We start from the raw sequence: 15,762 nt of genomic DNA on the forward strand, positions 1-15,762 counted from the left end.
GACCTCTATCTGCTGGCTTTTTTGTGCCTAAAGAAATAGTAAGTACTTACATCATAAAATAATCAGATTCTTCAAAATATCTAAAATCGTCATGCTGCCTTCACGTTACCTCTGTCTTAAAAACACGACTCGTTGAAAATATTTGCGACTCTAACGTGCCTCGCCTGCAAATATCCCAAAAAGATATTCAAACTCAAACCGAATGAAATCCTTGCACTATACTGATTTGGACAGTCAGTAGCATATGGAAATTAATCTATGAAAATCAAATCAATTGCAGCAATGATAGGAGCAGCTTTACCAGTAACGGCTCTGGCCGCTGAAAAGCCAAATATTGTGGTCATTTTTGGTGATGATATTGGTTGGCAAAACGTTAGTGCTTATGGCATGGGTACGATGGGATACAAAACACCGAACATCGACAGTATTGCCAATGAAGGCATCATGTTTACCGACCACTATGCCCAACCTAGCTCTACTGCAGGCCGTGCAGCATTTATTACCGGGCAATACCCGATTCGTTCGGGGATGACTACTGTGCAGATGCCCGGCGGTACTCTAGGGATTCAAAAAGGATCGCCTTCCCTGGCTGAGGTATTAAAAGAAGCAGGCTATGCGACCGGACAATTTGGTAAAAACCATCTGGGTGACCAAAACTTTTCCCTGCCAACTGTCCATGGTTTTGATGAGTTCTTCGGCAACTTATACCACTTAAACACCCAAGAAGAACACGAACAGAGAGATTTCCAAAACTTCGCCAAGGAATATTCAGGCTCAGTTGAAGAGTACGAGAAAAAATTTGGTACTCGTGGCGTGTTACATTGCTTCGCTACAGAAACCGAAGACAAAACGGTTGAGCCTAGGTTTGGGGCTGTTGGTAAACAAAAATGTACCGACACAGGCCCTCTGGGTCAGGAGCGTATGAAGAACTTTGACCGTGAAGAAATGCTGCCGGCGGCGGTCAACTTTATCGATAAATCCATAAAAGACAACAAGCCGTTCTTTACTTGGATAAACACCAGCCGAATGCACTTGTACACACGCTTAGATGAAAAATGGCGCTACGCAGCAGAGCATCTTACCAGTGAATATGATGTCTACGGCAGCGGCATGATGCAGCACGATGATGACATTGGTTTTTTACTGGAAGAACTTAAAAAAAGAGGCTTAACAGAGAACACCATCATCGTCTACTCAACAGATAATGGCCCAGAGCACTCATCGTGGCCTCATGGTGGTACGACACCATTCCGCGGTGAAAAAATGACCACCTATGAAGGTGGGGTTAGAGTACCGACCATGGTCAAATGGCCTGGCGTTATTCCTCCAGGGCAAGTACTGAATGGTATTCAAGGACACCAGGATCTCTTTACTACTTTAGCCTCTGCCGCGGGGGTTAAAGATGTTAAAGAGAAAATGATCAAAGAGAAAAAACAGTACATCGATGGTATTGATAACTTAGCGTACTGGAAGGGTGAGTCAGACAAATCGGCCCGCAACTCGATTTTTTACTATTTTGAAAGTCAGCTGTCAGCGATTCGCCTTGGTCCTTGGAAGTTCCACTTTGCCATTGCCGAACACTACTATGACAACTTATTACCTTTAGCTAAACCTAAAGTGTACAACTTACGTGCCGACCCATTCGAAAGTTATGATTCAGTAGACTCAAACGGTCACTTAGCTCAGAAAGTCTCTTGGATGCTTGCACCTGTAAGTGAAATGATGGCAGAACATGTCCAAAGCTTAGTGGACTATCCTCCGACACAAGGCGGTACGACTTTTGATATGTCTAAAGTGATAGAAGATGCAATGAGCGCTTCGCAGCAATAACATTCTCTGAATATCAACGCAAAGGGCGAACTATTTCCTGTTCGCCCTTTTTTATTCCCAAATTAACCTGTACACCAACGAATATGTGGCAGATAGAAACAGTTTCGCCAACCCTTCAAAAGGATTGGCGAAACGTTTAGAGCTAAATTAGTTAGTAAGTACTTACAGCATAGCTTGACGGCTTGGCAAGAAGACTTCACCCAGCATACAGCGAACAGAACCACCACCGATAGATTCGATTGTCGTCACATCAAACGGTAGCAATTTACCGTGCGTCGCTAACTGGTTTCTTTGTGCTGGTGAAAACGCATCGTATGCCGATTGAGACATCGCAATCACCTTGTCACCATTCACGGTTTCAAGTTGAAGGATGTTGCCGCAGAACTGATTCATCTGCTCAATCGAAATCGAGATCACTTGCTTGTCTTTCGCCAGTGATTTCAGCACAAAGCGACGCTCGAACTCAGGGATTACTTCGTCACAGATAACACAGAACTGTTCACCTACCGCCATCATTACATTGGTATGGTAAATTGGCGATCCTGAAGGCAAGCGTGTTTGGAAAGAAATCACGCGATCGTAGCCAATACGATTTGCATAATCTTCCAGAACTAAACGGTCACAGCGCTGAGAAAGTGCCGCATAAACTGTCTTGTTAAAATGATCAAAAATCATCACACCAGTACTTTCCAGATACGCCTGATCGTTAACGTATTCGGTTAAGCTAGCTTGCTGTGATACCTCTCGTCCCGCTTTCGCTAACGCGGCGACAAGAGCGTCTGGACGAACTTCTTTCTGACGGTTTTCACACGCCATCGGGAACGTATATAAGGTCCCATCACACGTTGTACTGAACCAGTTATTCGGGAATACCGCATCTGGCGTCGCAACATCTGACAGAGGATAATCAAACTCCACCACCTGAACGCCTTCCTGGCGCAAGGTTGCTACCATCGCAGCAAATTCAGCCATGGTTTTTTGAGAAACTTCTTTCTGGCTGAGTGACACCTGATTCTGAAACTCGTTGTCTCTCGCAGTTTCTTCGTTAAAGCGAAATTCTTTAGGTGGCACCATCACTACGCAGTTTGCGGTATGGCGCAGAGCACTTTGTGTGCTTTCTTCGTTCCCATTTGCAAATTGGGGTACTGATTCGTGTAATAGCATCCGATACATTCCTTCTCACTAGAATGAGGAGATTGTAAATACATTGTTACGTAAGGTTTTACTGTTTTCACGATTATTTCATCCTCCCAAAAGGAAAATTTACTGCCAAACCCCATAAACTCAGAAAATATAATTGCCACCTTACAGGCTTAATTTTTTGTGTTACACGGGTTACAAATCGGAAAAATCAGTGTTACGAACTCAAATTATAGCCAATTACACAGAGTTAGCTTAAAGATATGCAAGATTCATTATCAAAATTGCTTTAAACATCAGAAATCACAAACAGACAGATCAAAATAAAAAACCTTAAAATGTGAATATAAATTCAGCAAATAAAATGGCGAAACAAGATATTTTCAAAGAAAACACCGATCACCCCAAATTGAAGATATGGAGACAGGAATGATGCCAAAAGAGCCAAAGGCAGCTGTGGTTTTCGCATTATCTAGAGTAAGGATAATCATAGAGAGCGTATAGATTCTCGGATATGAAACAACACGACACGATAAAAGCCGTACTATTCTGCTACTATCTTGGCTCATTGCGTATCCACAGCGATGAACACCTTACAGAGTCTCTGACTGGATCATTTATCAAGCTACGTTTTGATAACCAGCTATACTCAACAGACGGCTGGTTCTACCCAAACCACGATAAGTGGTCGCAGGTAATTAAACTGATAATAAGGTAATTGGCTTATGTGTAAATGTGGTTCAATGCAGATCGTACAACTTAAACCGAGTTGGACTGACAAGCTATTTGGCTACTCAGAAAGATGGAAATGCCAACTTTGTTGTAAGATCTACCGCATCTAAAAATACAAAAATGACACTTAGATTTTCTAAGAAAAAGCAGTGACCCGACAATGATTGTCGGGTTTTATTTTTCTATCTCTCTAATAAATCTTCAAATCATTTCCACATCCTAGAACCAAGTCCTCCCCGCTGAATCTAGCATCTAGAGGTTATTTAGGTATAAAATCACGCCACTTAATTCACTGCTAATTTCTTACATAACTGGTCACTATGAACAAAAGTTTGTTAACGAATGTCCTCGCAATCATATTGATGGGTGCTGGCCATCAACTTCAAAACAACTATCTTTGGTATGCAGGTTTATTTGCCTTTTCTGGAGCTATCACCAACTGGCTAGCCATCCATATGCTGTTTGAAAAAGTACCCGGCTTATATGGTTCTGGTGTTATTCCGGCACGATTTGAAGAATTCAAACTCGCCATCAAGAACCTGATGATGGAGCAGTTCTTTACTGAAGCTAATATTGACCGATTCTTGAATAAAGAGATGGCGGGCGGCGCGAGCATCAACCTTCAGCCTGTGATTAATAAAGTGGATTTCAACCCTGCTTTTGATTCTTTGGTGGAGGTGATCGAAGGCTCTCAGTTTGGTGGAATGCTGGCGATGTTTGGCGGTTCAGAAGCGCTTCAGCCAATGAAACAACCCTTTGTAGAGAAGATGCAAGAATCCTTAGTTGAGCTAAGCCAAAGCGACTCAGTAAAAGAGGCGCTGAAAGAACAGTTTGAATCACCTGCGATGATGGATGAAATCAAACAAAACATCGAAAGCATTATCGATCAGCGCCTCAGCGAACTGACACCAGCGTTAGTAAAAGAGATGGTACAGAAAATGATTAAAGAACACTTGGGCTGGCTTGTTGTTTGGGGTGGTGTTTTTGGCGGCGTAATTGGTGTGATTACGACCTTCATCAGCGTCTAATCAGTTAACATTCTGAGCACAATTGACAAAGGAGCCAAATGGCTCCTTTTTTGATTGCATCAGATTAAGCTTAACCCAACAGCTCAGGGTTCACACCAAATCCGGTTTTATGTTCTTCTATGACCACTTCACTGCGTGTCTGAATCACTCCCGGCAGAGTACCAAGCTTGCTCGACATAAATTCCTGATACGCTTTCATGCTTTTGACGCGAACTTTAATCATGGTATCGAAATCCCCGGAGAGCGAATAACACTCCTCGATTTCAGGCATCAACTCAACCGCCTTGGCAAATTTCTCAAATATCGAGAAGCTGGTTTGATCTAGACGAATGTGAATGAACACTTGCACGTCCAGACCCAATTTTTCTGCATTCAGCTCCGCATGATAGCCATTGATATAGCCTTCTTTTTCTAGTCTTTTAACCCGATCAGAACAAGGCGACGTCGTTAGATTTATCTGCTTTGCTAGTTCAACAACTGGAATTCGGCCTCGTGAATGAAGCACTCTCAAAATATGCAGGTCAATCCTGTCCAATTGATAACTCATCAACCACACCCTAGTCATATCATATGGAGGCTCACCATAATCGTTAGTAAGGCATTTGCAAACTGGCAAATGACTAACGTGTGAAACCAGCTTTGTTTTTGTATTGGATACGCATAAAAAGCAGACGCTAATGCCCACTAGCCCACCGTCATTGATACCAATCACGGTGAATCTCTCATTTTAGCTCAGGTTAACTAAAAATAAGCGCAGGGAAAAAACGAAGAAAAAGCCTGAAGATGGATGAGAGACATTGTGGTTCATGCTTGGGAGAGCAAAACGGATTGCGCACGATTTGTCGATGCATAAAACAAAGGAACATGGCTTTGAAACACACGTATTGAGCCAGATTCAAAGAAACAACAGAGAGATAGAGGCTGCAACTTATTTAAACCGTTTGAGCGAGCCAAGAGCTCTACATCACCGTTTAACAAAGTCACAAAACTCTAGCACCTAAATGTACTCGCTATTACTGTTCGACTCGCATTTAGGGTCAGCGCACTTTAACGAAAAACCATCGACTCAACTACATAATTGCAGACGTTTGTCTTGTCGGATGTGACACCACTTCGCCAATCGCGCGGTGATTACAACGACGACAAAAATACTGAGGTTCCATCTCATAATAATGTTCACCCGAAACGAACTTCGCCATCAACTGTGTAAAGCTCAGAACTTTGCCAGTCAAGGTTTCAACTGGCTGCGACTCACAACGTCTCATGATGACCTTATGTTGAGTCGACTTTCTACAAGCTGAGCAATAAATATCCGGCATTTCTTTTTCTCCCAATTTTTTCTGTGCTACTGATAATTGACATATTTTGTTCAAAATAATTCCACATTAAAAAATACCCTTTTGAGTTTTGTGTCCTACCTCCAAAAAACAGGGTAATGTATTTATAAAATTGAGACATTGCTCAGATGTCAATTTTTGTTGTTATTTTGTGAAATTTAATGCCAATTACTGTCAGAACTTGATGAAACACACATAACCAATTGTTGAATATCACTATTTTTAAAACCATTCCTAAAGCTAACTGTTAGAAATCCCCCAATTAACGCTACTTTAAGTGGAAAATTCACGCGGTTAACTACATATTTAGCGCTAACTTTCACTTTTTATTCAATGATATAGAGCCTTTATGCTGCATCCTAAATTACTATCAAGATGTCAGCGAATGCCCTAGAAAAGGAAAAATACGGTTGCCGTTTGAGGAGGAGTTCTCAAAACATAAAAGGAAGGAAGAGTAAAAGTGTGGTGAGAATGTCTGGGTGTACATTTGCAAAATTCAGGCAAAAATAAAGCCCGCTTTGAAGCGAGCTTTATTGGTTTCATCTGTGACTAGAAATTAGTCCAAATCAATCAATTTCTGTTTGTATGACTTGTGTTGCTCCAATACGTCGTGCGCAGCACCACCAGTCATTTTACTCACTACAAAGATAGCCAGTGTAGAGAAGATGATTCCCGGTACGATTTCGTAAACATCGAACCAACCGCCTGATAGCTGTTTCCATAGAACGATGGTCACACCACCAACCAGAATACCTGCAAGCGCGCCGTTACGGTTCATACCGCTCCAGTAAAGGCTAAGTACTACTGCAGGGCCAAATGCGGCACCAAAGCCTGCCCAAGCGTAAGATACAAGTCCTAGTACTGAGCTGTCTGGTGTCATTGCCAAGAATAGAGCAAGCAGAGAAATCACGATCACGCCTACACGGCCAACCATTACGATTTCTTCTGAAGATGCGCCTGGTTTGAATACTTGCTTGTAGAAATCTTCTGCTAGTGCTGAAGAAGAAACAAGAAGCTGAGAGTCTGCTGTACTCATTACCGCTGCAAGAATCGCTGCAAGCAGGATACCTGCGATAACTGGGTGGAATACCGTGTTAACCAGTAGCATGAAGATTTTCTCTCCATCTTCTAGTTGAACACCAGTGTGATCGCCAACCCATACAAGGCCAACAAGACCTACAAGCATTGCACCCGCCATTGAAAGCGCTGTCCAACCAACTGCGATACGGCGTGCAGTCGTCAAATCTTTGTTTGAACGAGTCGCTTTAAAACGCGCCAGGATGTGAGGCTGACCGAAGTAACCCAGACCCCAAGCTGCCAGAGAGATGATCGCGATAGCCGATAGTGGCTCACCTTTCACATCACGCCAAAGCGTCAGTAGTTCAGGGTTGATGTTATGCATATCTGATGAAAGCTGGCCTAATCCACCGTCCATCACTGCAACAGGCACGATCATCAGTGCTGCAGCCATTAGCAGGCCTTGCACCAAGTCTGTCCAAGATACCGCCAGGAAGCCACCGAATAGTGTGTAAGAAACCACACACACCGTGCCAATAATAACCGCATAGGTGTAATCTAGACCAAATACTGTTTCAAACAGTTTGCCCCCTGCTACCAAGCCAGAGCTGGTGTAGAAAAGGAAAAATAGAAGAATGAAAAACGCAGAGATTGTCTGGATCAGTTTTGATTTGTCGTTGAAACGACGTGACAGGAACTCTGGCAATGTCAGCGCGTCAGTCTGGATACTGTAAGTACGTAGACGTTTTGCACTGATTAACCAGTTCGCCCATGTACCAACCAGCAGACCACCTGCTAGCCAAAATGCCTCGATACCCGCAGCATAAGCGTAACCTGGTAGACCAAGTAGCAGCCAGCCACTCATGTCTGAAGCACCTGCAGATAACGCAGCAGGCCACGGACCTAGGCTACGGCCACCTAGGAAGTAATCAGATGAGTTTGCAGTCCTTTTATAGGCGATAACGCCAATAGCAACCATGATTAATAAATACGCCACAAAAGTGGACGTGATAGCAATGCTATTTTCTATCATTAGATAGTCCTCGTTATAATTATTTCCTTCCTTGTCTTCTTTGATATTTTGCCATCTCAGCAATACAACAAAGCAAGAGACACCAACCTGAAACGGTTCTCAGGGGAGCTATTCCAAATTGGTGTCACAAGTCAGGTTAGTGAGTTTCGTTCCCCAGCTCGAGTAGAGTTGCGTTACCACCCACCGCGGTAATATTTATCGTTCGAGTACGCTCAGTAATAAAGCGTAACGACAGATGAGGATCATGAGCCAATTTCGGTGACTCTAAATCCGTTTCAGAAACTAAGCCGACGATGGCACCATCGCGCTTAGCCAGTTGAAGATTGAGCGCGTGCTCAACCTTAGAATGCCCAACATAACCCACACTACGTACATCACTCTCAAGCAACGGTGCTGAGGCGTCATACGCAACTACCTGGACTAAGTTAGATGGGAGGTTCGTCGACGATACCGCTTTTTTAACCAGTTGGTTTAGCTCGATATTGTCGCTGCAAATCACAACACTGTTACCAGCAATTAAGGCACAGGTGATCATTGCAAATGCACTGTATAACGCGTTAGTCGTATTTTCGGTGTTGTTTTCACAAATCACCAAAGCTACGCCACGACCTGCAGCATACAGCTCGTTAGTTTCACCAGTAGGCCCTACTAACTGATGAGTTTCTGCAAGAAGTGCTGACGCCTGTTGCAAGTGGTATGAAACCACTTTTGCTACTGTGGCATTGTGCCCTTCTAGTGCAGATTTAAATGCCAGCGCGTGCTCGCATTTGTAATCAAAATCGGTCAGATTCCACTGTTCCCACGCAGAAAATGCATCTTTAAAATATGTGATCTGATGAACCATAATGCGACTCCTTATGCGTTCTCTGCTTGAGCAACTATTTGTTGAGCAAGAACAGGTTGAGTAAAGCGGTACAAGTAGTGAGGACCACCAGCTTTAGGGCCAGTACCAGACAAGCCTTGACCACCAAAAGGTTGAACACCTACTACGGCACCAACTTGATCTCGGTTGATGTAGCAGTTACCAACACGAGCGTGTTTTTCAATCCAACGGTAAGTGGTTTCGTTACGACTATGGATACCCATGGTCAGACCAAAACCCGTTTGGTTGATTTGCTCAACAACGTTTGGTAATTCAGACGCTTTAAAGCGAACAATGTGTAGAATTGGGCCAAATTGCTCTTCTTTCAGCACATCAATGCCTGAGATTTCAAACGCACTTGGTGACACAAAATCACCGTACTGGCACGCTTCGTTAAGGTTCAACTCAGCCACTTTCTTCTGAGTTTTGCTCATTTGCTCAATGTGAGCCTGAAGTTTCTGCTTCGCATTTTGGTCGATAACCGGACCAACATCGGTTTCATGCAGATACGGCAAGCCAACTTTTAGCTCATTCATCGCACCTTGGATAAGCGTGATGATTCGATCCGCAACGTCTTCCTGCACAAACAGTACACGTAGTGCAGAACAACGTTGACCAGCTGATGCAAACGCAGAACGAATAACATCACGTACAACCTGTTCTGGCAGCGCCGTACTGTCGACAATCATCGCGTTCTGACCGCCTGTTTCTGCGATAAACGGAACAGGTTTCGCTGTGCGCTCTGCCAATGTCACGTTGATACGCTGTGCAGTTGCTGTCGAACCGGTAAATGCCACACCAGCAATCGCATCGTGAGAAGTCAGTGCATGACCGATTTCACCACCGCGACCAGGAAGCAACTGAATAACACCTGCTGGGAAGCCTGCTTCCAGCATCAGTTCAATTGCACGCGCTGCAATCAAGCTGGTTTGTTCAGCCGGTTTCGCTACCACTGTGTTACCAGCAACAAGTGCTGCTGTGACCTGACCAAGGAAAATCGCCAGAGGGAAGTTCCATGGGCTGATACAAACAAACACACCCAAACCTTCACGGCTCGAAATACGTTTAACGCCGTCAAAGCCTTCTAGCTCGAATGGTTTTAGATTTTGTGCTTGCTTCGCGTAGTAACGACAGAAATCCACCGCTTCACGAACTTCGTCGATGCTATCGTGAATCGTCTTACCTGCTTCCTTGTGACAAATCGCCACCAACTCAGCAAGATTCTCTTCCATCAAATCAGCAAGTGAGTCTAAGCACTGTGCTTTCTGCTCAATCGCCGTATCTTTCCACGCAGGGAAAGCACTTTGAGCCGCTTGAATTGCAGAGGACACATGATCAAGCGTAGCAAAAGCGACTTTACCTGCTTCGATACGACGATCGTATGGCGCAGTAACGATCTCTGCAGCGTTATCCTTGATCATGCTTTCAGCGAAAGACTCACCATTGATCACAGGACCAGCTGTCCATGTGTTGTTCAGGAAGCTTTCAACTTGGGTCTCAAATGGTTTAGCTTCACTTTCGATATCAACGTTTACGCCATAAGAGTTCTTGCGCTCTGGGAAAATACCCGATGGCAATGGAATCTTGTCGTTGTTCAACGTATCAAAACCAGTCAGCACATCCACAGGGTGATGCGTTAACTCGTAGATAGGGCAACGAGCGTCGACCAAACGGTGTACAAACGAGCTGTTTGCACCGTTTTCTAACAGACGGCGAACCAGATAAGGAAGCAGGTCAGCATGGCTACCAACTGGCGCGTAGATACGCACTGGCTGGCCGTATTTAGCCATCACATGGTTGTAAAGTGAGTCACCCATGCCGTGCAGGCGCTGGAACTCATAATCTTTGTGCTGCGCCATGACTGCAATTGCTGTCACAGTGTGCGCGTTGTGACTCGCAAACTGCGGGAAGATATTGCCACGTACGCCGTCACTCAATAGGAATCGAGCACAAGCTAGGTAGGCAACGTCCGTCGCTTCTTTACGAGTGTAAACTGGGTAGTTGTCGTAGCCAGCTTGCTGTGACCATTTAATTTCGCTGTCCCAGTAAGCGCCTTTAACCAAACGCAGTGGGATAAGATCGCCCTGCTCTTTCGCTAGCGCATTTATCCATACCAATACAGGAAGAGCACGCTTCGAGTACGCTTGAATTACCAGGCCAAACTTGCCCCAGCCTTTCACTAGGTCGCTGCGGTAGACTTTCTCAAATAGTTTTAAAGAAAGCTCAAGACGATCGGCTTCTTCTGCATCAATCGTAATCGCTACATCCACTTCAATCGCACGTTTTAGCAACTGCATTAACGAGTCGTACAACTCGGTCATGACACGCTCTTCATTTGCAACTTCATAGCGTGGGTGCAATGCAGAAAGCTTAATAGAAATAGAAGGTGCTGGGCTGGTCTCGCTGCCGTAAGTCTCTCGACCAACCGCTTCGATAGCCATTAGGTAATCTTTGAAGTATTTATTCGCGTCAGCTGTGGTCAGCGCCGCTTCACCCAACATATCAAATGAGTAAGTGAAACCTTTGTCGCGCATCGGGCGACCATTTTTTTGCGCTTCTTCAATTGTGCGGCCACGAACAAACTGATGACCCATGATCTTCATCGCCTGATACATGGCTTTACGAATCACAGGTTCAGAGAATTTGTTCACCAGACGGTTTACAGCCTGACTTGGGCTCTGGCTGCCTTTTTCACCAAGACCAACCACTTTACCCGTCAGCATAAGACCCCATGTTGACGCGTTAACGAAAACAGAGTCTGAATTTTTCAGGTGAGATTTCCAGTCCGCAACACTTAGCTTGTCTTTGATCAACGCATCAGCAGTCGCAGAATCAGGGATACGCATTAATGCTTCTGCAAGACACATCAACAAGATACCTTCTTGTGTATCTAAGCTGTATTCCAGCAGCAGGGCATCAATCATCTGGATTGACTTCTTATCGGCACGAATGGCTTCGATAAGTTGGGTCGTTTGGATAGTGATCGCCGATTTTTCTTCCTCTGTCGGCGTCGCTAGCGGCAATAATTGCTCTAGCCATTGAGACTCGTCCACCATATACAATGGCGAGATCAGTGACCACAACTTATCAAGCGGCTGCTCGATAAACTCCGGTGTCAACACGTTTGTAGCTGTAAACATGTGTGTTCCTCAATCTCACTCCTCGAAAACCGCTTCGAGGATCATCAATGGCTGGCAGTGTATTTTGAGGCCGACAAGAATACTTGTCAAAAACTACGGTATTTTTGCTAAAAACTCGCTTTTATAACAAAACATCCACACAATCACGCTCAAATAGGTAATATTTTGTATCGGAAATTTTAATTTTTCTGGCTTATTAACAACAAAAAACCAACGATATCAATAATATTGTTCGTAAGCCCGCGGTCCTAACGGAATAACTCAGGACAGAATGCTGCTTTAACGTACAACTTGATGAAAAATGAAGAGAAAAGAGATCTAAATCACACTAATACAAAACAAAAAACCATGCTAAAAGCATGGTCTTGAGTAAAAATCTTTGGAATTTATCCAATCTGTTTCTTATATTGTGAAGGCGATAATCCCTGAAGACGAGTAAAAGTATGGGTGAACGTACTTTGGTTAGAGAAACCTGTGAACTCCGCAATTTGCCCCAGCGATAGCTGTCCTTGATTAATTAACTCTCGCGCCATATCAATGCGTTTACCCAAAACATACTGATGCGGTGTAATTCCCATTTGCTCTTTGAATAAACAGTGGAACTGACTTTCACCTAAAAACACTCGACCAGCGAGTTGAGCAACACTGATCTTATGGCTTAAATGCTGCTCTATGTAGCGGTCGATTGCTTCCAGATCAAAACGGGACTCTTTGCGGCTGGTTTCAAAAGCGGAGATATGGCGCTGCATCAGTGCGATGACCGTATCGTTACAAGCACGGCTCAATAACAGATCTTCTGGGTGACTGCGCATCTCCTGAACCAGCATCTGTACCAGCTTCTGAATTTGACTATCTAGCTTGAAGTACAGGTGCGAACGCTCCAAATTGTTGAGTTTATCCAACATTTCAGGATCGTCATTGGTCGGTTTTGGCATATTGAGTACCAAAATATCTGACTGATTTATCACCCCTCCGAAAGCATGATCAGAGCAGGCGGTTACCACGCATCCCTGACCCGGTCCGACGAGATTTCCCTGCCCGCGCACTTCAAACTCAGCTTGTCCTTTCAACCCAATGACAATCTGAGTATAAGAATGATCATGGCATTCCATATAAGATGGAAGCGTGATCAGTTCTGCAGGGCGAGGCAGCATAATATCTTTATATAGCGGGGCTTTCGGGTTATCTGAATCAGTCATTTCACACAGTCATCTTAAGCGTGAGGCTTACAATCACGCATGATATACCTTCTAGGGAAGCTTGCAAATCTTCCACACATTAATCGGACAAGATCAAAACACGATGATCAACATGAATTACATGATCATCGTTCCGGAACGATGATCATGTTGGTTCAAACTACGGTTAACGACAAACCAATTTTGATAGTAAAAACGGATAGATAGCGAGCACTGTTGAATGTAACCACCATTATTAGTAAAGATCCTCACTTGCAATCGGACGCTTACGTAGACTCAATCTACTGAGCGAATAATCAATGATGAAGATTGTCTTAAATCATTGCTCATAGAGGGAATTCCCCCCTTACTTATATTCTACCGATTCAATACATTAGACCGAGAACTTTAGGGAACATCCCCCTTAAGATCTAGGTATCTCGTTGATACCTCTAATTTACCTAGCAGGCCCTCGCTACGTAAATTAGAACCTCTTCTACAAGTCAATAAGATTAATATCTTGTGTTGCCAGCCCGTCTTCAGGCTGGCTTTTTTTATATGAATGAAAACAATAGCATAAGCTGATATCATATTGACCACCTAACTGTATCCTCGCGTTAACTATCATTTTGAGAAATCTTAATCACGCCCGTCCCAGCGCCAACCCGTTTTAGCGACACGACGAAAGCATGATCAAGGGACACTCTTTATGTAAATCGGTAAAAACCGAGACGCGAGCTTATTAACCTGAAATTACTCAGTCAGAGAGTAGTGAGTCCTGTTGTGAATATCCCAGTCAATAGCATAGAACAGTCACTCCTTCGACAACTTCCCGGTTGTTGGGGGTGCAAAGATAAAGATTCCGTGTTCCGTTACGTTAATCAGGAGTATGCCGAGCTAATAGGCCATACCAGCCCCGAACATTGTATTGGTAAGACTGACTTCGACATGCTAAGCCCAACCACTGAGTGTGCAGAAGAGTTTCAACGTCAGGATAAATACGTTATGGAGACTGGTGAGTCGCTGAAAATTCTTGATATTCATCCCTACCCAGACGGACACTGGCGCGCCCACATTTTTACTAAAACGCCTTGGCGAGATGAACAGGGAAATACCTTGGGTACCATCTTTTATGGAAGAGAATTGACCGACACGGCAGTTATCGAAGTGGGCTATTGGGTTTGCCGAGCGGTCGAAACCGATCCGAATCAGCAATCCATATTCCGTTTCTCGAATCTAGACTCCAAGGCCGTGACACTCACCAAGCGTGAGCAAGAAACGCTTTTCTTATTACTTTACGGCAAGAAGCCGCAGTTCATTTCCCAAGTAATGGGGATTTCGACCAAAACGGTTGAAGGTCACGTCGCTCGCCTGCGCAACAAATTTGATGCGAACAGCAAAAATGAGTTGATTGATAAAGCGATGGAAGCTGGATACGGCTCTGTGGTACCGAAGACCTTACTGAAACATCAGCTTTCTGTTGTTCTCAATGGTGACAGATAAAAGTAGCAGATAGCAAAACACCGCCGAGGTGGCGGTGTCTTTCAGTCAAATAGCCTGATGTCGTGGACTATGGCGCTAAGCGATCGATGTCCCATTTACCGTCATGCTGCGAAAACAAGAAACGGTCATGCAGTCGATGTTCCCCACCTTGCCAAAACTCAATGCTTTGCGGTTTCACTCGGAATCCACCCCAAAATGACGGCACTGGAATTTCGCCTTTGGCAAACTTCTGTTTTAGCTCAAGGAACTTACCTTCGAGTACGCCACGAGCCGAAATACGACTGCTCTGCTTACTGGCAATGGCAGCAAGTTGACTTTCTTTAGGGCGAGAAGTGAAGTATTTCATGTTTTCCATCGCGGTGAGCTTTTCGGCAACGCCAGTGATGTGAACTTGTCGTTCAAGAGGGTGCCAAGGAAAATGCAGACTGATGTTGCTGTTATGCTCAAGTTGTTGAGCCTTACGGCTACCCAGGTTGGTGTAAAACACAAAGCCATTTTGATCGACATTTTTCAGCAGCACAATACGCTGAAACGGCATGCCATTCTCATCAACCGTTGCCACCGTCATTGCGGTAGGATCAGTTAACCCCGCTTCAACCGCTTGCTGCAGCCACAGGTTAAATTGATCAATAGGATCCGCCGCCAAATCTTTACGACGCAGACCACCTTTCGTGTATTCACGACGAATATCAGCAAGTTCCATCTTTACTCCTTCACTATTTTTTGTCGATTGTGCTCTCGATAATAAGGAAATACAAGGACATCAATGGTTATGTCTCGTAATCGCTGCGCCTCACAGCATCATCAGATACCTTCTGATAAACTAGGCCTCAAGTGACTTATTTACCTTAATAACTTTAAGATGTAGGGAATATATCGAGACTATCAGAATCAATTATGATTGATTCATTAATCCCGCGTCTGAACCCAAAAACTCTCGCCGCCCCAATTAGGGATAGCGT

At 44.3% G+C, this 15,762-nt stretch carries 12 protein-coding genes; 4 read left to right on the forward strand and 8 right to left on the reverse strand.

Annotation, left to right across the window (positions count from 1 at the left end):
• Positions 1-258 precede the first annotated feature (258 nt).
• A complete protein-coding gene (locus VEJY3_RS24325) occupies positions 259-1,830 on the forward strand; it encodes an arylsulfatase (protein WP_014235095.1) in 1,572 nt (523 codons plus the stop codon).
• Between the two features lie 162 nt (positions 1,831-1,992).
• Here the strand turns inward: VEJY3_RS24325 and VEJY3_RS24330 are convergent, their stop codons facing one another.
• Positions 1,993-2,994 (reverse strand): arginine deiminase-related protein, encoded by a 1,002-nt coding sequence (locus VEJY3_RS24330; protein ID WP_014235096.1) that lies wholly within the window; start codon positions 2,992-2,994, stop codon positions 1,993-1,995.
• Positions 2,995-3,484: 490 nt separating this feature from the next.
• Between VEJY3_RS24330 and VEJY3_RS25690 the strand changes: the two genes are divergently transcribed.
• Both VEJY3_RS25690 and VEJY3_RS24335 read left to right on the forward strand, forming a co-directional pair.
• On the forward strand, positions 3,485-3,688 hold the full coding sequence (locus VEJY3_RS25690; protein WP_014235097.1) for a hypothetical protein: 204 nt from the start codon (positions 3,485-3,487) through the stop codon (positions 3,686-3,688).
• Between the two features lie 334 nt (positions 3,689-4,022).
• Entirely contained in the window at positions 4,023-4,730 is a 708-nt protein-coding gene (locus VEJY3_RS24335) for a hypothetical protein (RefSeq protein ID WP_041170450.1), read from the forward strand.
• 70 nt (positions 4,731-4,800) lie between these two features.
• Here the strand turns inward: VEJY3_RS24335 and VEJY3_RS24340 are convergent, their stop codons facing one another.
• The 6 genes from VEJY3_RS24340 to VEJY3_RS24365 all read right to left on the reverse strand — a co-directional run bounded on the left by VEJY3_RS24340 (position 4,801) and on the right by VEJY3_RS24365 (position 13,318).
• Positions 4,801-5,277, reverse strand: a complete 477-nt coding sequence (locus VEJY3_RS24340) for an Lrp/AsnC family transcriptional regulator (protein WP_006740877.1) — start codon at positions 5,275-5,277, stop codon at positions 4,801-4,803.
• Between the two features lie 523 nt (positions 5,278-5,800).
• Positions 5,801-6,049: a hypothetical protein gene (locus VEJY3_RS24345; RefSeq protein WP_014235099.1), complete on the reverse strand. Its 249-nt coding sequence runs from the start codon at positions 6,047-6,049 to the stop codon at positions 5,801-5,803.
• 574 nt (positions 6,050-6,623) lie between these two features.
• Positions 6,624-8,117, reverse strand: coding sequence for a sodium/proline symporter PutP (putP, locus tag VEJY3_RS24350; protein WP_014235100.1), 1,494 nt, complete (start codon positions 8,115-8,117; stop codon positions 6,624-6,626).
• A gap of 136 nt (positions 8,118-8,253) precedes the next feature.
• Positions 8,254-8,961 carry a 1-pyrroline-5-carboxylate dehydrogenase gene (locus VEJY3_RS24355; RefSeq protein ID WP_014235101.1) on the reverse strand — a complete coding sequence of 236 codons (708 nt, stop codon included), beginning with the start codon at positions 8,959-8,961 and terminating at the stop codon, positions 8,254-8,256.
• A gap of 11 nt (positions 8,962-8,972) precedes the next feature.
• Complete coding sequence (putA, locus tag VEJY3_RS24360; protein ID WP_014235102.1) at positions 8,973-12,119, reverse strand: bifunctional proline dehydrogenase/L-glutamate gamma-semialdehyde dehydrogenase PutA; 3,147 nt, start codon at positions 12,117-12,119, stop codon at positions 8,973-8,975.
• A 386-nt stretch (positions 12,120-12,505) separates the two neighbouring features.
• Positions 12,506-13,318: an AraC family transcriptional regulator gene (locus VEJY3_RS24365; RefSeq protein ID WP_014235103.1), complete on the reverse strand. Its 813-nt coding sequence runs from the start codon at positions 13,316-13,318 to the stop codon at positions 12,506-12,508.
• 762 nt (positions 13,319-14,080) lie between these two features.
• Here VEJY3_RS24365 and VEJY3_RS24375 point away from each other — a divergent pair.
• Complete coding sequence (locus VEJY3_RS24375) at positions 14,081-14,800, forward strand: PAS domain-containing protein (RefSeq protein WP_024372625.1); 720 nt, start codon at positions 14,081-14,083, stop codon at positions 14,798-14,800.
• A 67-nt stretch (positions 14,801-14,867) separates the two neighbouring features.
• Here VEJY3_RS24375 and pdxH read toward each other — a convergent pair whose 3' ends face one another.
• On the reverse strand, positions 14,868-15,503 hold the full coding sequence (pdxH, locus tag VEJY3_RS24380; RefSeq protein WP_014235106.1) for a pyridoxamine 5'-phosphate oxidase: 636 nt from the start codon (positions 15,501-15,503) through the stop codon (positions 14,868-14,870).
• Between the last annotated feature and the right edge of the window lie 259 nt (positions 15,504-15,762).

Origin of the sequence: Vibrio sp. EJY3 (assembly GCF_000241385.1) — a bacterium.
GTDB classification, from domain to species: domain Bacteria; phylum Pseudomonadota; class Gammaproteobacteria; order Enterobacterales; family Vibrionaceae; genus Vibrio; species Vibrio natriegens.